The sequence below is a fragment of the Hydrogenophaga sp. SNF1 genome, from assembly GCF_034421675.1.
Lineage (GTDB): Bacteria > Pseudomonadota > Gammaproteobacteria > Burkholderiales > Burkholderiaceae_C > Hydrogenophaga > Hydrogenophaga borbori.
On the sequence record NZ_CP139793.1, the window covers coordinates 2,330,605 to 2,350,178 of the forward strand.

The window sequence follows — 19,574 nt, forward strand, 5'->3', positions numbered from 1 at the left end:
GCCGGCCCGCCCCGCGTGATGTGAGACATTGCCGACATGAAACAAATGAGCTTGGGCGAGAGCGGATTCGAGCGCAAGACCAAGAGGACGCGCAAGCGCGAGTTCCTGGATGAGATGAGCCTGGTGGTGCCGTGGGCCGAGCTGGCGGCGCTGATTGCGCCGCACGCGCCGGCGCCTAGCGCCAAGGGCGGGCGCCCGCCGTTTGCGACTGAGACCATGCTGCGCATTCACTTCCTGCAGCAGTGGTTCAACTGAGCTGACAGCTCCCGCTGCAAATCCGACTCTCAGCCGATCAGTACAACCCGTTCGACCCAGCCCGATCTATTTGCTCAACAACGCCTCAAGCGATAGATCGAGCGAAGCCGCAAGCTTCGCCAGCGTTTGAAGCGATGGGTTGCGCGCCTGGCGCTCGATGTGCGCGATGACGTACATGCTGACGCCCGACCGCTGCCCCAGTGTGTCCTGGGTCAGCATCAGCGCTTTCCTTGCCGAGACGAGCTTGTGTGCCAGCACCTCCTCGATCGGCGGATCACCCTCTTGTCGGGCCACTGGCCTCAGGCCGACCAGAGAGCCGGTGGTGACGCCGAGCGCCCGGGCCAGCTTGTCCACCGTGTTCAAGGAGACGTTGACCTGCCCCTGCTCCATCAACCGGATCATTCGTGGGTTCACACGCGCCTGCTCCGCCAGCGCGCCAAGGCTCCAGTTACCTTTTGCTCGCAGAGCAATCAGGTTCGCAGCCAGTGGGGCAAGAAAGGGGGGTGTATCGGGGGCTTTGGCAGACACAAAAAAAGTGTTGGCTTCGAAAGCCTTCGTGCAAATACTTTGAGGCAGAATTTCCCTCCCTTTGGCCTTTGGGACTCCCACCGTGTTCATCACCGCCCCCGGCCTCGTCCAGCACCTCCACCCCACCCAGGTCGCCCCGCCCCAAACGCACTGGCCGGCCATCACGCTCGCGCTGGAGCGGCCCTGGTACCTGTTGGTTCATGAGGTGTCCTGCAACGGCCAGAAGCGGTCGCAGACCTCGCTGGTGGCCTGGGACACGACGCTGCTGGACCTGCTGGCCCGCATTCCCATTGCCGACCTCAGCGGCATCGCGCGCCTGGACCGGCGCCGCGAGGCGGGGCCCAGTTGGGCACTGGAGTGGATAGGCGCGCTGTGGGCGCCCGCGCCGGGCGAGTCGCCGGCCCTCGGCCCCTTGCTGCTCCAGCTGGGCCAAGACCCGCAATTGCGCAACACCGATCTGCAGCCCGTGGGCGAGGCCGCCGGCCGGCGCCTGCTGTATGAAGCGGCCCGCGCGCGCCCTGCAGGGCCAGACCCAGGCCCTTCCGGCGCGGCTTGGCGTAGAGCGTGAGGCGACCCTGGCGTCGAACGGCCCCGCCTCAGCCGGACCGGGACAGCTCGTCCAAGGCCTGCAGCGCGTCGTCCAGCCTGTCCCTGGGCACGAACAGGTGGTCGTGGTGGAAGGCCGAGACCACGTTGCAGGCGATGCCCCGGGCCGCGAGCGCGGCGCTGATGCGGGCCAGGAAGCCCACGGCGTCCAGGGCCGAGTGGATGGTCAGCGTCACCATCCGCGATTCGAACTGGAACGCCAGGCCCAGCGCCTGCGCCTGCCGCAGCGGGACGATGGCCGTCAGGCCCTCGGGTTCATGGAAGCTGCCGACCGGGCTGAGCGCTTCGGGGAGCCGGCCGTTGGAAAAGCAGCAGAAAACGAACACCTCGGGGTGGACCGAGGGGGTCATCTGCTTCAGCAGGGTGGGGAGGTGGTGTTCGGCGGGCATGTGTCGATCCGGCGCTCCGGTGTTCAGAAATCCCACGCCCACCGCTCCCGCCCCCGCGTGAGCATCACCCGTTGCCGCGTGGCCTTGCAGTGCCAGGTTTGCAGGGTGCCGTCGAGTCCGCCCGGGGGCTCGCGCAGGCACTGGGGCAGCAGGGCCACGGCGCAGAACTGCCCCGGCGCGCGCACGGATTCGTAGCGCAGCCATTGCAGGCCACGCGCCTGCGCCGCCGTGGCCACGGCGTGGGTGGCGCTGTAGTCGCTGTCCTGCGTCCAGTCGGCGCGGGCCTGGTGCCAGGGTGGGGCGCTCAGGTCGATGGAAGGGCCTTCGATCTGGCCCTGGAAGAAGCTGTGCTCGGTCAGCAGCTCGCGGTCTCTCAGGCCTTCGCTGTCGCTGACGAAGCGGTGGCGCCAGTAGGCCACTTCGGCGCCGGCGGCGAACAGGGTTTCGGCGCCGTACCACTGCCCCTTGGCGTGCGCCGCGCGAAAGCGGCTGGCGTGGGCTGGCGCGTAGCGGAAGGGCGTGGCCAGCAGGTAGTGCAGCCCCTGGGCCGCCGCGGGCAGGGCGGGTTTGCTGTCGTCCAGCAGTTGTTCCAGCAGGGCTTGTTCGTCGGGGTCGTCGACCAGGCGCAGGGTGGAGACCACGTGCTGGGCCTCCACGCCGCGCCAGGCCAGGGTGCGGCGCACGGCGGTGGCGCCCGCCGCCGCGAACCATTCGGTGGACCAGGCGCTCACGCGGGCGCCCGCATGCCGTCCAGGTAGTTCAGCGTGGCCACCAGGCCTTCGGCCTTCTGCACCAGCTTGAGGGGGACGCCGGCCAGGGCGTCGTTGGGGGTGCCCATCCAGGCGCGGCGCTTGGCGTCGTCGGTGCCCACCAGGGCGTCCAGCGATCGGTAGACGCGCACCAGCAGCAGGGCCAGTTCGCCTTCCTTGGACTGCGGGTTGAGGGTCTTGTCGCCGCGCACCAGCCGCGAGACGCTGGGCTCGCTCAGGCCCAGGGTGCGGCCCAGGTCGGCGCCGGACAGGCCCAGCAACTGGCTGGCGCGCACCGTGGCCTTGGCGAGGACCTGGTCGGCTTGGGGCTGGGGTTTGGGCTGGGCTTGCTGGGCAAGGCGTTTCACGATGAGACTCCCATTGAGGCTTTCCAGTGAAATTTTACGTGGAAATTCTTTAATTTTTTGCTGGATTCTTGTTCGTCTCGAGTCCTTCAGTCAGCAGGCGCAAGGTCTGCTCGTCCGGCTGGCCTTGGTAGAACACCGCCAGTGCCTGGGCGAAGCAGGGCTCCTGCGGCGCCACCGCCGCAAACAGCGTCAGACACGACCGGAGCTTTATCGCGTCCACCTCGCCCAGCATCGCCACCGCGGTTCGATCGGGGTGGCCGAGCAGGGCGTTGACGCAGTCCACCAGGCGGGGGCCCAGCACGGGGTGGGCCAGGTAGTCGGCGGCTTCCTGGCGGTCGCGGATGCCGTACTCGCGCGCCCTCTGGCTTCGGCCCAGCTCGCGCAGCTGCGGCAGCACGTACCAGATCCAGTGCGTGCGCTTCTGGCCCGCCTTCAGTTCGGCCAGGGCCTGCGGGTAGTCGCGGGCCTGGGCGTGCAGGAAGCGGTCGAGGGGCGAGGGCGGGGCGGTCATGGCGGCGCGGGGGGTGGCGGGCTTGTCTCCCTCAAGGGTGCACGAAATTACCGCCCTCGCGGTATTTGCGGTCGGCCTGGGCGCTGATGCAATCGCACGCGCTGTTTTTCCCGGGCCGCCCCGTCGCCGCCCACCAACGGCCCCTGACGCCATCGCCCGGTGACAGGCCTTCAGCCCCGCGCTGACGCCTCGCCCCACGCGCTCCCCATCCACGTTTTTTTCCGTCCCAGCGGCTGCCCGGCGAGGCCAGCCGCCGGGAGGCTTTGCCCCGTCCTGCCTCGCCGTCCGAGAACCAAGAAAGTCTTTTCATGAAGCTGTCCCATGCCCTGTTGACCACCGCCTTCAGCCTGTCGCTCGCCGCCTGTGGCGGTGGGGGCGGCGATGCCCCGGCGACCGCCTCCGCCGACCAAGCCAAGGTGTCGCTGGCGGAGTTCGAAGGCGTCTGGAAACGCGACGCCGCCCACGACGTTTGCGTGCCCGACTTTGTCTACAACAAGGACTACGCCGCCCGCGTGCGCGACGTCACGCTGACGAAGACAGGCAGCAACGAGCTGGAAATCGCCTACGCGGTGCAGGTCTACAGCGACGACGCCTGCACGGTCAAACAAGGCCTGGTGAGGGAACGCTTCACCGTGAGCCTGGTGCCGGTGACCCGGGCCGGCCGGGACAACGTGGTCAAAGGCATTCCCCGCTTTGTCGGGGTCGTGGCCAGCGCCGATGGCGGGGCGGGCATCACCCTCACCGCGCTGCCCGACGGTCGCATGACCGGTTTGACCAACGTGAAAACCATTGGCGACGTGCAAGGCGGCCGGCTTCAGTTCTCCGTGGCCGAGTCGGGCCAGCCGGTGGACGCCGACGGCTACCCCAACGACTTCAACGCCAACGACTACTTCGTTCGCTGAGCGCCGCGCCCAGGCGACCGATCCTGGGAGGGCTCTCACCCCAAAAGGATTTGCCCTCCCAACGAAAATCGCCGCGATGCAATCTTCCTCTTATTACCGAATGGCCCTGATCCTGGGCCTGCTGTCGGCCATCGGCCCCTTCGCCATCGACATGTACCTGCCCGCGCTGCCGGCCATCGGCAGCGCCCTGGGCGCCGAGGTGGGCGCCGTGCAGTTCAGCCTGACGGCCTTTTTCCTGTCGCTGGGCGTCGGGCAGCTGCTCTACGGGCCGGTGTCCGACATGGTGGGGCGCAAGCCGCCGCTGTATTTCGGCCTGGGCCTGTTCGTGGTGGCCAGCGTGGGCTGCGCGCTGGCGTCCGACATCCAGACCCTGGTGGCTTTCCGCTTCCTGCAGGGCCTGGGCGCGGCGGCCGGCATGGCCATTCCGCGCGCCGTGGTGCGCGACCTGCACACCGGCACCGAGGCCGCGCGCCTGATGTCACTGCTGATGCTGGTGTTCAGCGTGTCGCCCATCCTGGCGCCGCTGGCCGGCAGCGGGGTGATCGCGCTGGCCGGCTGGCGCGGCGTGTTCTGGGCGGTGGCGCTGGCGGCCGTGGCCGGGCTGGCGCTGGTGGGGGCCACGCTGCGCGAGACGCGCCCGCCCGAGCAGCGGGTGGACAGCAGCGTCGGCGGCGCGCTGCGCGCCTACCGTCTGCTGCTGGGCGACTGGCACTACCTCGGGCTGGTGGGCATCGGCAGTTGCGCGCTGGCGGGCTTCTTTGTGTTCCTGGCAGGCTCGCCCTTTGTGCTCATCAACCACTACGGGCTCACGCCCACGCAGTACAGCCTGGCGTTCTCGTTCAACGCGGTGGCCTTCATCGGCGCCTCGCAGTTCACCGCCACGCTGGGGCGGCGCTTCGGCCTGGCGCCCATGGTGAAGGTGGCGGCCACGGCCTCGGGTTCCACCATCGCGTTGCTGCTGGCCTATTACCTGTTCGGCGGTGACGCTCTGTGGGTGCTGATGGCGCTGAACTTCATCGCCAGCGCCTTCATGGGCCTGGTGATTCCCACGGTGTCGGTGCTGGCGCTGGAGGAGCACGGCCCCATCGCGGGCACGGCCTCGGCGCTGATGGGCACGCTGCAGATGCTGGTGGGCGCCCTGGCCATGGCGGTGGTGGGCGTGTTCGCCAACGGCCAGCCGCTGCCCATGGTGGTGGGCATGGCGCTGGGCTCGTTCAGCAGCGTGGCGCTGACCTGGCTGACCCTGGCGCGACCGGCTGGGGGCTCGCGCCCCCAGGCCCTCAGAACGTGATGTTCGCGGACAGCCAGAAGGTGCGGCCCGGCAGCGTGGTGCCGCTCACCGAGGCGCCGCCCTGGAAGTACCCGTTCACCCAGGTGGGCGTGCCGTTGAGGTTGACCAGGCGGTACTCCCGGAAGTCCTTGTCGAACAGGTTGTAGATGTTGGCGTTGAGCGTCACGTTCTTCGACAGCTTGTAGGCGCCGCCCAGGTGGAAGAGGGCGTGGGCCTTGATGTCGCCCACGGCCTGGTAGATGGCCAGGTTGTTGCCGGTGAGGCGGGCCGGGTCGCCGCTGAAGCGCGGGCTCTTGCCGCGGTACTCGCCGCGCAGCCACAGGCTCCACTTGTCGCTCGGGTCCCAGCTCAGCTGGGCGTTGGCCACGTGCCGGGCGGTGTTGGCCAGCTGGCCGTTCTTCACACCGTTTTCGATCACCTCGCTGCCGGTCCAGGTGTAGCCCAGCTTCAGGCCCCAGTCCTTGGCGATCTGGACACGGCTGCTGAGCTCCAGGCCGTAGGTGGTGGCCTCGTCCACGTTGATGGCGTAGGTGGCGTTGGGGTTGGCCGAGCAGCTCGACACCCAGTTGACCGTGCAGTCGCCGCCGCTGCTGATCTTGTCCTTGACCTTGTTGTGGAACAGGGTCACGGCGCTGCTCAGGCCGGCCTGGCTGTCGAACAGCGCCGAAAGTTCGGTGCTGGTGCTGGTCTCGGGCTTGAGGTTCGGGTTGCCGATGTTGATGGTGGCGCCCTGGCCGCTGACGCCGCTCACGCCGTCGATGAGCTGGTTCAGGCGCGGCGCGCGAAAGCCCTTGCTGACGCCGCCCTTGAGGGTCCAGTGCCGGGTGGCGTCCCACACCAGGTAGGCGCGCGGGCTCACCTGGCCGCCGAAGGCGCTGTGGTTGTCGTAGCGGGCGCCGAGCGTGGCGGTCAGCGCCTGGCTGAGTTTCCATTCGTCCTCGGCGAACACCGCCCACAGGGTCTGGTCGTGCTTCTGGGGCAGCAGGCCGTCGGTGAGCTGGGCGTCCCACCATTGGCCGCCCAGGGTCAGCACGTGCGCGTCGCCCACCGGGGCCACGAGCTTGCTGTCGAGCACCAGGTTGGTGGTCTTGAGCTCGCGCGGCGTGCCGCGGCGCGGGTCGCCGGCGGGCACGGCGCCGCCGGGGATGGTGCGGCCGATGGTCTCCGTCTCGGTGTGCATCAGGCTGGACTCGAGCAGGCCCACGCCCAGGCGCGCGGTGTGGCCCACGGCCACCTGGTCGCGGTTGAAGCGCAGGGCGTCCTGGTAGCCGGGCGGGTTGTTGCCGAGCAGGTTGGTGGTGGCGTCGCGCGTGCCCAGGCGGCCGTCGCTGTTGTCGTACCAGGTGCGGCCCTGTTCCACGTCGAGCCAGAGCTCGTGGTGGCGGTTGGGCGTGAGCGTGAGGCGCGCGCCCAGGTTGTGCTGGCGGCTTTCGGCGGGGGCGGGGTTGCGCGCGGCGGCGGGCTGGGCCGCGCCGGGGGCGAGCACGAAGTCCGAGGCCTCGCGGCGGTAGAGGTTGCCGCGCACGGCCAGGCCCAGCAGGTCCTGCACGAGGGGGCCGCTGGTGTAGAGGTTGTAGCGCTGCTGCACGCCCCAGTCGCTGTCCTGCGGAATGCCGGTCTCCAGCGTGAGCTGGCCGCCCCATGCCTTGGCCACCTTGCGGGTGATGATGTTGATCACGCCGCCCATGGCGTCGGAGCCGTAGAGCGTGGACATGGGCCCGCGGATGATCTCGATGCGCTCGATGGCGGCCACCGGCGGGATCAGGCTGGTGTGCGCGGCGCCGAAGCCGTTGGGCGTGACGTCGCCGGCCACGTTCTGGCGGCGGCCGTCGATGAGGATCAGCGTGTACTCGCTGGGCATGCCGCGGATGCTGATGTCCAGGCCGCCGGTCTTGCCCGTGCCGCCGAGCACGTCGATGCCTTCGACGCCGGCCAGGGCTTCGGCCAGGTCGCGGTATTGGCGCGTTTCCAGTTCCTGGCGCGTGACGACCGAAATCGAGGCGGGCGCCTGCTTGAGCTCCTGCTCGAAGCCCGAGGCGGAGACCACGACCTCGCTGAGCGAGACCTCGGCGGTCTGGGCGTGGGCGTGGCCCAGCAACAGCAGGCCGCAGGCGAGGGCGGTGGCCTGCAGGGGGAACCGGCCAGCCGGCGGGGTGCGCCGCCGCGCGGGCGGCGGGGTCAGGTGTCGAGACATCAGCTTCCTCTGTGGGATGTGTTGGGTTGGCGGACTGGCTGGCTACGGCTGCAATCCGACCCACACACGGCGCACAGGGGCGCGGCCGACGGGAGAAGGCGAACTTGGCTGGCTGGTTACGGATTATTGCAAATAAAAATGATTCTTCTTAACTTGATCTTAAGTTTTGATCGGGAAAGGGGCGATTCCGTGCCGCCCGCGCCTCCGGGCGGGGACCGCCCTGGGCGCTGGATTTTTATTGCCATTGGCAAATGAAAACTTGACAATGGCAAGTATGTCGACGCCCCAAGCCCCCAGCCCCGTGCCCGCCGCCGCCGTCAAGGCGGTGCGCCGTTTCAACCGCTTCTACACCCGCCGCGCGGGCGTGCTCTCGCCCTACCTGGGGGGCGATCTGTCGCTGACCGAGGTGCGCGTGCTCTACGAACTGGCGCACCAGCCGGGCCTGGTGGCCACCGAGCTGGCGCGCGAGCTGGGCATGGACGGTGGCTACCTCAGCCGCATCCTCAAGCGCTTCGAGCAGTCGGGCTGGCTCAGCCGCGCGCCCAGCCCGAAGGACGCGCGCCAGAGCCTGCTGACCCTCACCGACGCCGGGCACGCGGCCTTCGCGCCCCTGCAGCAGAAGTCGCGCGAGGAGGCCGCGGCGCTGCTGGCCCCACTGGCGCCGGCCGAGCAGCAGGCGGTGGTGGACGCGATGGCGCGCATCGAGCGGCTGCTGGACCCCACGGCCGTGCCGCGCACGCGCGCGGCCGTGCTGCGCGAGCCGCGCCCCGGCGACATGGGCTGGGTGGTGCAGCAGCACGGCGAGGTCTACGCGCGCGAGTACGGCTGGAACATGGCCTTCGAGGCGCTGGTGGCCGACATCGTGGCCAAGTACGTGCGCGAGTTTCAGCCCGACTGGGAGCGTTGCTGGATCGCCGAACTCGACGGCGAGCGCGTGGGCTCGGCCTTCGTGGTGCGCCAGTCGGCCAGCACGGCGCAACTGCGCATGCTGCTGCTGACGCCGGCCGCGCGCGGCCTGGGCCTGGGCGCGCGCCTGACCGACGAATGCCTGGCCTTCGCGCGGCACAAGGGCTACCGCAAGATGGTGCTGTGGACCAACAGCTGCCTCACGGCGGCGCGCGAGATCTACGCCAAGCGCGGGTTCGAGCGGGTGAAGTCGGAGCCGTACGAGGGCTTCGGGCAGTCGCTGGTGGGCGAGACCTGGGAACTGAAGCTTTGAGGCGGTTCGGGGGGGCCTCGGCCCGCCCACCCATCGCGCCTGAAGTCCTGAACCTTCAGAAACACCCACTCGGCTTTTCGTGTCGTCGCTGCTACATTCGAATTTACTTATGAATGAGACGGCCGCCCCCCACCCCCGTTCCCGTGTGCAAGCCCCCGGCCACCCCCTCGGCTGGACCCGGCTGAAGCGCCGGGCGCGCGCCGCCCTGGCGGCGCTGGCGGGCGCGGGGGTCCTGTCCGGCGCGCTGGCGCAAACGCCCGCGCCCCAGCCCTTGCCGGTCCAGCAGGTGGCGCCCGGCATCTGGCTGGCACAGGGCGAGGCGGCGCTGGGCTCGCCGGCCAACCGCAACTTCATCTCCAACGCCGCCTTCGTCGTCACGCCCGAGGGCGTGGTGGTGATCGACGCGCTGGGCTCGCCCGCGCTGGCCGACGGCCTGCTGGCCGCCATCGCGCGCATCACCCCGTTGCCGGTGCGCTACGTGATCGTCACGCACTACCACGCCGACCACATCTACGGCCTGCAGCGCTTCAAGGCGGCGGGGGCCCGCATCGTGGCCGGCACGCAGGGGCGCGAGTACCTGGCCTCGGACACCGCCCGGCTGCGCCTGCAGGCCAGCCGCGAAGAGCTGGCGCCCTGGATCGACGAGCGCACGCAACTGGTGCCCGCCGACCGCTGGCTCGATGGGCCGACCGTGATCGAACTGGGCGGCGAGCGCTTGCGCGTGCAGCCGGTGGGTCCCGCGCACACGCCGGAAGACCTGGTCGTGCTGCACGAGCGCACGGGCGTGTTGTTCACCGGCGACCTGGTCTTCCAGGGGCGCATCCCCTTCGTGGGCCAGGCCGACAGCAGCAGCTGGATCCGCTCGCTGGACCAGCTGCTGGCCCTCAAGCCCCAGCTGCTGGTGCCGGGCCACGGCGCCATTTCCTCGCAGCCGGCGGCGGACCTGCGCCTCACGCGCGACTACCTGGTGCACCTGCGCCAGGCCATGGGCGAGGCGGCGGCCAACCTGGAGCCCTTCGAGGACGCCTACGCGCGCACCGACTGGTCGCGCTTCGAATCGCTGCCGCTGTTCCAGGCGGCCAACCGCATCAACGCCTACAACACCTACCTGCTGATGGAGCGCGAGGGCATGCGGCGCTGAGGCCCGGTGCGTGCGTCGTCGCCTAGAATCGATCGGCTCTTTTCCTGGCCGCGCTCGAGCGGCGGCCGCAGACACCGGGGTGGCTCGATATGCCTAGGATCCTGACCGCATGGGGCCGCAGGGGCTGGCGCGCCGGCTCGCTCGGCCTGTGGCTGGCCGCGTTCGCGGCCGCGGCCTCGGCACAAGCGCCCGCGCCGTCGCCAGGCCCGGCGGCCACGCCCATCGCCTTCACCGCCGCCTGGGACCAGCTGCTGCGGCGCTCCGACCGGCTGGCGGCGGCCCGCGCGGCCACCGACAGCGAGGACCTGCGCGCCAGCGGCCTCGCCGGGCTGGGCGGGCCGGTGGTCAGCCTGTCGGGCGCCGCCTACGCCTACAACGCCAACCTGGACGTCAACCTCGACCCGGTGAACCAGCGCATCGCGCAGCTGGAGCAGCGCCTGCCGATCCCGCTGCAGAACCTGCCCATTCCGGTGGCGGTGCCGCAGTTCCCCTCGCGCTACACCTACAACCGGCACGACAGCGGCACCACCGCGTCCATCGGCGCGGTCTGGCCGATCTACGCCGGCGGCATGGCCGACGCGGTGCGCGGCGTGCAGGAGGCGCGCGCCAGCGAGTCGCGCGCCGACGCCGACAAGGCCACCCACGAGCTCGCCACGCTGCTGGTGCAGCGCTACTTCGGCGCCCAGCTCGCCGCCCGCGCCGCCAGCCTGCGCGAGGCGGCGCTGCAGACCATCGCCCTGCACGACGCCTCGGCGCAGAAGATGCTCGACGCGGGCGTCATCGCGCGGGTGGACCGGCTGCAGGCGCGCAGCGCGCTCGAAGAGGCGCGGCGCAACGCCATGAAGGCGCGCGACGACGCCGAGCTGGCCGCCACCGCGCTCACGCGCACCATCAAGAGCGACACCCCGGTGGTGCCCAGCAACCCGCTGTTCGTGCTGTCGGCCCCCATCGAGCCGCTGCCGCATTTCCTGTCGGCCGCGCTGCAGCGCCACCCCGGCCTGGCCAAGGTGGCGGCCAAGAAGAGCGAGGCCGAGCGCCTGCACGCCGCCGGCGAGGCCTCGCGCAAGCCCCAGGTCTTCGCCTTCGGCCAACGCGAGCTCAAGAGCGGCAACGCCGACTGGGTGGCCGGCATCGGCGTGCGCTACACCCTGTGGGATTCGGTGGACCGGCACAAGCTGTCGGCGGCCACGCTGCAGCAGATCGAGCAGGCCGAGCGCACCGACGCCCAGGCCCGGGCCGACATCTCGCTGCTGGTCGAGCGCCACTGGCTGGCGGTGGAGCAGGCGCGTCGCCAGTTCATGGCCATGGCCCCGGGCGCCGAGCTGGCCGACGAGGTGCTGCGCCTGCGCGAGGCCGGCCTGCGCGAAGGCACCAGCACCATGCTCGACCTGATCGACGCGCGCACCAACGTCACCAAGGTGGCGACCGAGCGCGCCCAGGCGGCCAACGACTACGTCAATGCCCTGGCCGCGCTGCTGGAAGCCTGCGGCCTGTCCGAGGAATTCGCGGGCTACATGGCGCGCGCCGACATCCGTCTGGAATGACATGAGCCCTCAACAGAAACGCCTGTCCGCGGCCGCCGCCGGCGCGGCGCTGATCGCCTTGCTGGCCTACGGCTTCTGGCGCGCCTCGGCGCCGCCGCCGGACTACTTCCAGGGCCAGATGGAGGCGCGCGAGACGGACATCGCGCCCAAGATCGCCGGGCGCATCGCCGAGGTGCTGGTGATCGAGGGCGACCGCGTCGCGGTGGGCACGCCGCTGATGCGCATGGACAGCCCCGAGGTGGAGGCCAAGCTGGCCCAGGCCACCGCCGCGCAGCAGGCCGCCCAGGCCGTGGCCGAAAAGGCCGAGCGCGGCGCGCGCAAGGAAGAGGTGGAGATGGCGCGCCTGAACTGGCAGCGCGCCCAGGCCGCCGCCGACCTGGCCCAGAGTTCCTTCCGCCGCGTGGAGAACCTGGCGCGCGAAGGCCTGGTGGCGGCGCAAAAGCGCGACGAGGCCGAGGCCAACTACAAGGCCTCGCGCGACCAGGCCATGGCCGCGCGCGCGCAGTACGACATGGCGCGCGCCGGCGCGCGGCCCGAGGACAAGGCCGCCGCCGCCGCGCAGGCGCGCCAGGTGGCGGGCCTGGTGGCCGAGGTGGAGGCGGCCCGTGCGGAGACCGCCTTGCAAAGCCCGGTGGCCGGTGAGGTGGCCAAGGTGCTGGCGCGCCCCGGCGAGCTCTCGCCCCAGGGCGTGGCCGTGGTCACCGTGGTCGACCTGAACGACCAGTGGGTCGTGCTCAACGTGCGCGAGGACCGGCTCTCGCGCTTTCCCATCGGCGCCGAATTCGAGGCCACGCTGCCGGCCCTGCCGGGCCTGAGCGCGCGCTTCAAGGTCTTCTACAGCGCGGCGCTGCCCGACTTCGCCACCTGGCGCGCCACGCGCGCGGGCCAGGGCTTCGACGCGCGCACCTTCGAAGTCCGGGCCCGCCCCCTGCAGCCCATCGAGGGCGCGCGGCCCGGCATGAGCGTGCTGGTGCGCTAAGGCGATGTGATCGGCAGGCGAGGGCCATGCGCTTTACCCGGGCCTTCACGCAGGCGTGGTCGCGCGAATGGGCGCGCCTGCGCGCCAGCCCCTGGGACCTGGCCATGCTCAGCTGGGTGCCGCTGGCGGGTGTGGCGCTGCTGTGGTGGCTGTTCTCGGCCGGGCTGCCCACCCAGCTGCCGATCGGCGTGCTCGACCAGGACCACAGCGCGATGTCGCGCCAACTGGTGCGCTTCCTCGACGCCACGCCAGGCCTGCGCGTGGCGCGGCAACTGCCCGATCCGCACGCCGCGGCTGGCGCGCTCACCCGGGGCGAGCTGCACGCCGTGGTGCTCATCCCGAGCGGCTTCTCGCGCGAGCTCAAGCTGGGCCGCGCGGCCCAGCTCACGCTGCTGCACAACGCGCAGCTCGGCACGCACTCGGGCCTGATCCAGCGCGACGTGCGCACGGTGGTGGGCACGCTGTCGGCCGGCGTGGAGATGGCGGCGCGCCAGAAGCGCGGCGAGCCGGCGCGCGGCGTGCGCGTGGCCATGGAGCCGATCAAGGTCGACATGGTCACGCTGTTCAACCCCTCGCTGAACTACGAACAGTTCCTCGCGGCCGCGCTCATTCCCGCGCTGCTGCACATCCTGGCCATGACGGCCGGCGCCTGGGCCGTGGGGCGCGAGCTGCGCGACGGCACGGTCTGGTCCTGGCTCGGCGTGGCGCCGTCGCCCGCGGCCACGGCCGGCGCCTTGCTGGGCAAGCTGGCGCCGGCCTGGCTGCTGCTGCTGGGCGTGGCCAGCGCGGGCCTGCTCTGGTTGACCGGTGGGCGCGGCTGGCACCCGGCCGGGCACCTGTCCTGGGTCTGGCTGGCGCTCGCGGCCCTGCTGGCCCTGTCCATCGGTCTGGGCGCGCTGGTGGCGTCGGCCACCGCCTCGCTGCGCACGGCCCTGTCGGCCACGGGGCTGATCACGGCGCCGGCCTTCGCCTTCAGCGGCGTGGGCTTTCCGCTGCAGTCCATGCCGGCCGGCGCGCGCGCCTGGGCCGAGGCCTTGCCCTACACCCACTACATCCGCCTGCAGATGGAGCAGCTGCAGATGGGCGCGCCCGTGTCGCTCAGCGCGCCCACGCTGGCGGTGTTCGGGCTCGCCACGGCGGCCTTGCTGGCCGCTTGCGTCTGGCCGCTGATGGGCGCCAGCCGCTACCCGCACCGATGGGGGGGGCGATGAGCGGGCCGGGCTTCTGGCGCGAGCTGGCGGACCACTGGCTCGCCACCCTGCGCGCGCTCTCGCGCGACGCGGGCATCCTGCTGATCCTGGTGGGCGCGCCGGTGCTCTACGGCTTTTTCTATCCCTGGCCCTACGCGCACCAGGCCGTCACGCGCGTGTCGGTGGCGGTGGTCGACCTGGACCGCAGCGGCCTGTCGCGCCAGATCACCCGCTTCGCGTCGGCCAGCCCGCGCATCGACGTGCGCTGGGTCGGCGGCAACGAGGAGGACGCGCGCCAGGCCCTGTGGCGCGGCGAGATCGAGGGCTACGCCGTGCTGCCACGCGAGCTCAAGCGCAGCGTGGTGCGCGGCACGCCGGCCGTGGTCGGGGTGCACGCCAACGGCGCCTATGCGCTGCTCAACAAGGCCGTGCTCTACGGCTTCGCCGAGGCCGTGGGCACGGTGTCGGCCGGGGTGGAGATCCGCAAGCTCGAAGCGCGCGGCCAGCCCGCGCTGCAGGCCCAGGCCAGCCGCAGCCCGGTCAACCTTCAGATGGTGCCGCTGTTCAACCCCACCGAGGGCTACGGCGACTACGTCGTGCCCGCCGTGGCGCTGCTGATCCTGCAGCAGACCCTGCTGATGGGCTCGGCCATGCTGGCCGGCACGCTGGCCGAGGCGGGCCGCCTGCGCGCGGGCGCGGCGGCCTGGGCGGGCCGGGTGCTGGCGCTGTGCGGCGTGGGCTGGCTCAGCGGGCTGTTCTACTTCGGCTGGGTCTTCCTGATCGAGGACTTCCCGCGCGGCGCCAACCCCGGTGGCGCCCTGGTGCTGCTGCTGGCCTACATCCCCGCCGTGTGCCTGGCCGGCCTGGCGCTGGGCCGCTGGTTCGGCGACCGCGAGCGCGCGCTGCAGGTGCTGCTGTTCACGGCGTTGCCCATGGCCTTCCTCTCCGGCTTTTCGTGGCCGGTGGAGGCCATGCCCACGGCGCTGCAGTGGCTGCGCTGGCTCATTCCCAGCACGGCGGGCATCCAGGCCTCGCTGCGGCTGAACCAGATGGGCGCCTCGCTGGGCGATGTGATGCCGCTGATCGGGTGGCTTCTGGCGCTGGCCGTGCCCGCCGCGCTGCTGGCGGCGGGCCGTGGCCGGGACCGCGCGCTCAGAACCTGAGGCGCGCGCCGACGTAGAACGAGCGCGGCTCGCCGGACTGCAGGATGGCGTCGTTGGTGCCGGCCCTGTCGCGCACGCTGAAGTACGACACGTGGTTCTTGTCGGCCAGATTGCGCGCCTCGGCGAAGACCTCCCAGTCCTTGCCGGTCCAGCCCGCGCGCAGGCCCCACAGCGTGTAGCCATCCACACGGTAGGTGTTGCTGAAGTCGGCCCAGCGCTTGCCGACGATGTCCAGCGTGGGGCCGAAGAAGAAGCCGCTGGCGTGGCGCGCCAGCAGCTCGGCGCGCAGCGCGAGCGTGGGTGCGGCCGGCAAGCGGTTGTTGCCGTAGAGGGCGTCGTGGCGGAAGCGGAAGTGGTTGAGCGTGAGGCTGGCCAGCGGCTCGATGCGGTAGTCGCCGCCGTCGCCGATCGCGAAGCTGCCGCCGACCAGGGCCTCGACACCGGCATGCACCGTGTTGTCGGCGTTGATCGACAGGCTGGTGCCCGGTGCGCTGGGGTTGTCGCGCGAGAGGATCTCGTTGCGCAAGCGGGTGTAGTACATGGCCACGTCCCAGCGCCAGCGGTCGCCCCGGCCCAGGGCCTGCTGGCCGCGCGCGCCCACCTCGACCACCGTGCCGCTCATGGCGTCCAGCAGGGTGTTCGGCGGGCCGCCGGGCGTTTCGTCCTTCAGCTCGTACAGCGTCGGCGCTTCGTAGACGCGGCTGAGGTTGGCGAACAGCTGCGCGTCCGGCGCGAGCTGGCGGATCAGGCCCACGCGCGGGTTGACGCTGTCGTAGCGGCCCTTGAGGCCGTCGCCGGTCAGCTCGCGGCCGGTGGACACGGCCTGGGCACCGTAGACGGCGGTCCAGTTCGGCGCGAAGCGCCAGCGGTCCATTGCGAACAGCTCCAGGCTGTCGGCCCGGTTGTCGACCACGGCGAAGCGCGTCTGCGCGCCGCCAGGCACATAGCTGAAGTTGCCGCCTTCGACCGTGGTGCGGGCCCAGTTCAGGCCCAACAGCAGCTCATGTGTCCCCAGGCGGCGCTGGTAGCGCGCCGAACTGCCGGCCGTGCGCTGTTCGGTGTCGATGAGCAGCGAGAAGAACGGCGGGGCGTAGACGATGGGGTGGTAGAGGTTCTGGTTCTCCAGCGACAAGCCCAGGCTCAGTTGGCTGTCGGCGTCGATGTCCCAGACCGTCTTGTTCGCTAGGCGCCAGGTCCGCACGTTGTAGCGGTAGTTGCCGGCGACCGCCGCTGCCTCGGCCTGGCGCGGGTCGTCCAGCCACTGCTGGCGCGTCAACGCGCCGGGCAACTGCTGATCGTTGTCGATCTGGGTGAGGTAGACGCGCGTCTGCACCCGCTCGCCCAGTTGCCAGCCGCCGTTGGCGTACAAGGCGGTGCGCTGCTGCCGCTGGTGCTCGCGAAAGCCTTCGTAGCGCCGCGTCTCGGCGGTGACCAGCCCATCGAAGTCGCCGGAGGTGGTGCCCAGCGTCAGCAGCCCTTGGCGCTGGCCGTGGCTGCCCAGCTGGAGCAGCAGCTCGTTCGGCGCGCCGTCGCGCGCGGTGGGCGTGACGAAGTCGATGGCGCCACCCAGCGTGCTGGCCCCGTGGGTGAGCGCGTTGGCACCGCGGGCCACCACGGCGTGGCGCGCCGACAGCGGATCGACCTGGCGGTTGTGGTTGTTGCCGTCCGCGGCCGTCACCGGCAGACCGTCCTGCAGCAACTTGATGCCGTTGCCATCGTAGTTGGTGGCGTCCAGATTGGAGCCGCGGCTGGAGAGGAAGGCCGAATCGCCGGTGGCGCCGCCGGCCGCCCACAGGCCGGGCACGTAGCGCAGCATGTCGGCCAGGTTGGTGACGCTGCGCTGGCGCAGGGCCTCGCCATCGATGAGCGATACGCCGCCGGGCGTGAGGGCCTGCTCGGCTTCCAGGGCTTCCCTGGCGGTATCGGTGTACGGGCTGGCCTGGATGACGACAGGGGCCAGTTGGGTCGGCGAGGGGGGCAGAGGGGCGGGCTGGGCCTGGGCGAGCGCGCAGGGGGCCAGCACGGCCGCGCACAGCGCGGCGTGGGACGGGCGGTTCATGGTGTGTCTTTCGCTGGTGTTCGGAACGCAGCACAGCCGGCAGGCCCGCAGGCCGGCCGCCGTGGCGGGGCGAGGCGTCAGGCCCGCGCGGGCGGGCCGCGCGGCGGCGGCGGCAGGGCCTGCCGCCGCGCCGCGATCGGCGCCATTGGCGCCGGTGCCAGCGTCTCGCCCGCTACCCCCGGCAGCGGGGTGGCGCCTGGCGCGGGCCAGGGAGCCGGCGTGGTGCCGACCGCGCACAGTTGGGCGCAGCTGGCCAGGTGATCGGCACCGATGGCGTCGCGCGCGAGCGCGTCGCGGATCTCGTCCGGCAAAGAGGCGGCGGCCTCGCGCGCATTCGCCGGCTCGCCGCACCAGGCGGCCATCGCGCCACCGGGCGCGCCCGCCATGGCGGCGTGCGCCACCGGTAAGCCCAACTGCATGAGCCAGGCCAGCAGGACGAGTGTCCAGCTCAGGCGGCGGCGCAGAGGAGCGGATGGCATGGGCGCGGATTGTAGGCAGCGCCCGCGCGGCCCCTGGCGGGCCCACTGGAGCGGCGTGGCGTTCTGGGTCTCGCGGCGGTCGGCGTGCGCGCGACCGGCTGAAAATTTCATTGGAAGTTTTATTTCACATTTGATATTCTGTGAAAAAATAATTTCAAACCGGCGAAGCGCTGAGCACGCGCCCGCCATTGGCAGGAAGACCATGACCCAGAGACAAGCCGCCCGCGCCAGCGCGCCGCCCGCCGCCGACCCCGGCATACAGGCCCGCATCGCGGCGGCCCTGCCCCGGCTCACCGGCGCGCAGCGGCAGTTGGCCGAATTCGTCAACCACGAGCTGTTCCGCGCGGCCACCATGCGCATCGAGGAGATCGCGCAGGCGGCCGGCGTGTCGGCGGCCTCGGCCAACCGCTTCGCGCGCGCGCTGGGCTTCGACGGCTACCCCCAGTTCCGCGCGGCCATGGTGCGGGAGTTCCAGGCCACGATGGCGCCAGTCGAGCGCCTGCGCGACGCGCTGGCCTCGCCGGCCAGCTCGCACGATGTGGTGCTGTCGGCGCTGGAGACCGACATCGACAACCTGCGCGCCACCCAGCGCACCCTGACCGGCAAGGCCTGCAACGACGCGGTGGGCGCCCTGGTGGCGGCACGGCGTGTGTACGTGCTGGGCTTCGGCAGCAGCGCCCAGCTTGCCGCGCAGCTGGAGTACGGCCTGACCCCTTACCTGGGCGATGTGCAGTCCCTGGCCACGGCGGCGGGGCCGGCCAACGCCGCGCGCCGCCTGCACGACCTGGGCGCCAAGGACGTGGTGGTGTCCATCGCCTTTCCGCGCTACCTGCGCGACACCGTGGCGCTGACGCGCATCGCGCGCGACAACGGCGCGCGCGTGCTGGCGCTGACCGACACGCCGTCCTCGCCCCTGGCCCGGCTGGCGCACACCACCTTGCTGATCAACGCCTACCGGCGCATGGCCGCCAATTCGGACGCGGTCGTGCTGTCGGTCATCCAGGGCCTGTGCGGCGCGGTGGCGCACCGCGTCGCGCACTCCGCGGGCTCGGCCGCGTCCATGACGCAATCGACCTTGCCCTGGCTCTACCAGGAGACCGGCCAGCTCGAGCCCGAGCCGGCCGCGCCCAACACCAGGCGCGCGCCATGAGCGCCCCCGCTTCGCTGTCCGCGCGCTGGCGGCGCGCGGGTGACGCCCTGTCGTTGCTGCGCTGGTCGCGCGTGCTGCACCTCGGCCTGGTGTGGCTGGTCTACCTGTTCATGCTCGCGCCCCTGATCTTCGTGGTCTGGCTGAGCTTCTTCCAGGACGCGATCCTGCACTTCCCGCCCTCGGGCTACACGCTGGACTGGTACCTCAAGGCCTGGCAGGACAAGGCCTTCAGCCAGGGTTTCATCTTCAGCTTCCAGGTGGCGCTGGTGGCGGCGCTGATCGGCGTGGTCGTTGGCGTGATGGCGGCGGTGGGCATCGTGCGCCACCGCTTCGCGGGCAGCGAATGGGTCAACACCCTGCTGCTGTCGCCGCTGCTCATCCCCGGCATCATCGTCGGCGTCGCGGTCTACCTGTTCTACCTGCGCGCCGAGAGCGTGCTGGACCAGGACATCGTCGGCACCTACACCGGCCTGGTGCTGGCCCACGTGTGCCTGACCATTCCCTGGACGGTGCGCCTGGTGTCGGCCGGCCTGCTGGGCCTGGACCCGTCCATCGCCGAGGCGGCGCGCAACCTGGGTGCCAGCAGCGGCGTGGCCTTCCTGCGGATCACGCTGCCCATGCTGCGGCCCTCCATCGTGGCCGCCGCGCTGTTCAGCTTCATCGTCTCGTTCGAGAACCTGGAGCTCTCGCTTTCGCTGGTCGGTCCGGGGCGCACCACGCTGCCCATCGCGATCATGCAGTACCTCGAATTCAACCTCGACCCGACGATCGCCGCGGTCTCGTCGGTGCAGGTGCTCTTGCTCGGGGCGGTGATGCTGCTCACCGACCGGTACGTCAAACTCAGTCAAGTGGTGTAG

Annotated in this window: 19 protein-coding genes and 1 pseudogene; 12 read left to right on the top strand and 8 right to left on the bottom strand. The window is 71.2% G+C overall.

The genetic code is table 11. The features are described 5' to 3' along the window. Positions 1–36 precede the first annotated feature (36 nt). Positions 37–249, top strand: a pseudogene (locus tag SOM08_RS11085) (IS5/IS1182 family transposase); the annotation flags it as partial. 72 nt (positions 250–321) lie between these two features. On the opposite strand, the gene SOM08_RS11090 reads toward SOM08_RS11085, so the two are convergent. Beyond that, entirely contained in the window at positions 322–873 is a 552-nt protein-coding gene (locus tag SOM08_RS11090; protein ID WP_322470675.1) for a helix-turn-helix transcriptional regulator, read from the bottom strand. On the opposite strand from SOM08_RS11090, the gene SOM08_RS11095 reads away from it, so the two are divergent. Next, positions 866–1,351, top strand: a complete 486-nt coding sequence (locus SOM08_RS11095) for a hypothetical protein (RefSeq protein WP_322470676.1) — start codon at positions 866–868, stop codon at positions 1,349–1,351. The genes SOM08_RS11090 and SOM08_RS11095 overlap by 8 nt on opposite strands. A 28-nt stretch (positions 1,352–1,379) precedes the next feature. Here the strand turns inward: SOM08_RS11095 and SOM08_RS11100 are convergent, their stop codons facing one another. Genes SOM08_RS11100 through SOM08_RS11115 form a run of 4 tightly spaced genes read right to left on the bottom strand, consistent with a single transcriptional unit; the run spans position 1,380 to position 3,406 of the window. Beyond that, entirely contained in the window at positions 1,380–1,778 is a 399-nt protein-coding gene (locus SOM08_RS11100) for an ACT domain-containing protein (protein WP_322470677.1), read from the bottom strand. A 23-nt stretch (positions 1,779–1,801) separates the two neighbouring features. Then, positions 1,802–2,509 (bottom strand): RES family NAD+ phosphorylase, encoded by a 708-nt coding sequence (locus tag SOM08_RS11105; RefSeq protein WP_116960991.1) that lies wholly within the window; start codon positions 2,507–2,509, stop codon positions 1,802–1,804. Then, positions 2,506–2,895, bottom strand: coding sequence for an antitoxin Xre-like helix-turn-helix domain-containing protein (locus SOM08_RS11110; protein ID WP_322470678.1), 390 nt, complete (start codon positions 2,893–2,895; stop codon positions 2,506–2,508). The genes SOM08_RS11105 and SOM08_RS11110 overlap by 4 nt, the downstream gene beginning before the upstream one ends. A 49-nt stretch (positions 2,896–2,944) precedes the next feature. Further along, positions 2,945–3,406 carry a DUF1810 domain-containing protein gene (locus tag SOM08_RS11115; RefSeq protein ID WP_322470679.1) on the bottom strand — a complete coding sequence of 154 codons (462 nt, stop codon included), beginning with the start codon at positions 3,404–3,406 and terminating at the stop codon, positions 2,945–2,947. 308 nt (positions 3,407–3,714) lie between these two features. Between SOM08_RS11115 and SOM08_RS11120 the strand changes: the two genes are divergently transcribed. Both SOM08_RS11120 and SOM08_RS11125 read left to right on the top strand, forming a co-directional pair. After that, positions 3,715–4,308: a hypothetical protein gene (locus tag SOM08_RS11120; protein ID WP_116960994.1), complete on the top strand. Its 594-nt coding sequence runs from the start codon at positions 3,715–3,717 to the stop codon at positions 4,306–4,308. A 76-nt stretch (positions 4,309–4,384) separates the two neighbouring features. Continuing rightward, entirely contained in the window at positions 4,385–5,599 is a 1,215-nt protein-coding gene (locus tag SOM08_RS11125) for a multidrug effflux MFS transporter (protein WP_322470680.1), read from the top strand. Here the strand turns inward: SOM08_RS11125 and SOM08_RS11130 are convergent. Further along, positions 5,589–7,793 (bottom strand): TonB-dependent receptor domain-containing protein, encoded by a 2,205-nt coding sequence (locus SOM08_RS11130; RefSeq protein ID WP_322470681.1) that lies wholly within the window; start codon positions 7,791–7,793, stop codon positions 5,589–5,591. The genes SOM08_RS11125 and SOM08_RS11130 overlap by 11 nt on opposite strands. A 265-nt stretch (positions 7,794–8,058) precedes the next feature. On the opposite strand from SOM08_RS11130, the gene SOM08_RS11135 reads away from it, so the two are divergent. The 6 genes from SOM08_RS11135 to SOM08_RS11160 all read left to right on the top strand — a co-directional run bounded on the left by SOM08_RS11135 (position 8,059) and on the right by SOM08_RS11160 (position 15,029). Next, positions 8,059–9,012: a bifunctional helix-turn-helix transcriptional regulator/GNAT family N-acetyltransferase gene (locus SOM08_RS11135; protein WP_322468938.1), complete on the top strand. Its 954-nt coding sequence runs from the start codon at positions 8,059–8,061 to the stop codon at positions 9,010–9,012. Positions 9,013–9,157: 145 nt separating this feature from the next. Next, positions 9,158–10,153 (top strand): MBL fold metallo-hydrolase, encoded by a 996-nt coding sequence (locus SOM08_RS11140; protein WP_416186957.1) that lies wholly within the window; start codon positions 9,158–9,160, stop codon positions 10,151–10,153. A gap of 89 nt (positions 10,154–10,242) precedes the next feature. Next, a complete protein-coding gene (locus tag SOM08_RS11145; RefSeq protein ID WP_322468939.1) occupies positions 10,243–11,697 on the top strand; it encodes a TolC family protein in 1,455 nt (484 codons plus the stop codon). Position 11,698: 1 nt separating this feature from the next. Further along, positions 11,699–12,676, top strand: a complete 978-nt coding sequence (locus SOM08_RS11150) for an HlyD family secretion protein (RefSeq protein ID WP_116961000.1) — start codon at positions 11,699–11,701, stop codon at positions 12,674–12,676. 26 nt (positions 12,677–12,702) lie between these two features. Continuing rightward, a complete protein-coding gene (locus SOM08_RS11155) occupies positions 12,703–13,887 on the top strand; it encodes an ABC transporter permease (RefSeq protein ID WP_181936590.1) in 1,185 nt (394 codons plus the stop codon). Beyond that, on the top strand, positions 13,884–15,029 hold the full coding sequence (locus SOM08_RS11160) for an ABC transporter permease (RefSeq protein WP_322468940.1): 1,146 nt from the start codon (positions 13,884–13,886) through the stop codon (positions 15,027–15,029). Before SOM08_RS11155 ends, SOM08_RS11160 begins: the two co-directional genes overlap by 4 nt. Here SOM08_RS11160 and SOM08_RS11165 read toward each other — a convergent pair. Together SOM08_RS11165 and SOM08_RS11170 are read right to left on the bottom strand one after the other, a co-directional pair. Continuing rightward, positions 15,019–17,088, bottom strand: a complete 2,070-nt coding sequence (locus SOM08_RS11165; protein ID WP_322468941.1) for a TonB-dependent receptor — start codon at positions 17,086–17,088, stop codon at positions 15,019–15,021. The two genes, SOM08_RS11160 and SOM08_RS11165, sit on opposite strands and share 11 nt — an antisense overlap. 77 nt (positions 17,089–17,165) lie before the next feature. Then, positions 17,166–17,567, bottom strand: coding sequence for a hypothetical protein (locus SOM08_RS11170; protein WP_322468942.1), 402 nt, complete (start codon positions 17,565–17,567; stop codon positions 17,166–17,168). Between the two features lie 202 nt (positions 17,568–17,769). Between SOM08_RS11170 and SOM08_RS11175 the strand changes: the two genes are divergently transcribed. Together SOM08_RS11175 and SOM08_RS11180 are read left to right on the top strand one after the other, a co-directional pair. Then, a complete protein-coding gene (locus SOM08_RS11175) occupies positions 17,770–18,717 on the top strand; it encodes a MurR/RpiR family transcriptional regulator (protein ID WP_245981149.1) in 948 nt (315 codons plus the stop codon). Beyond that, positions 18,714–19,574: an ABC transporter permease gene (locus SOM08_RS11180; protein ID WP_322468943.1), complete on the top strand. Its 861-nt coding sequence runs from the start codon at positions 18,714–18,716 to the stop codon at positions 19,572–19,574. Before SOM08_RS11175 ends, SOM08_RS11180 begins: the two co-directional genes overlap by 4 nt.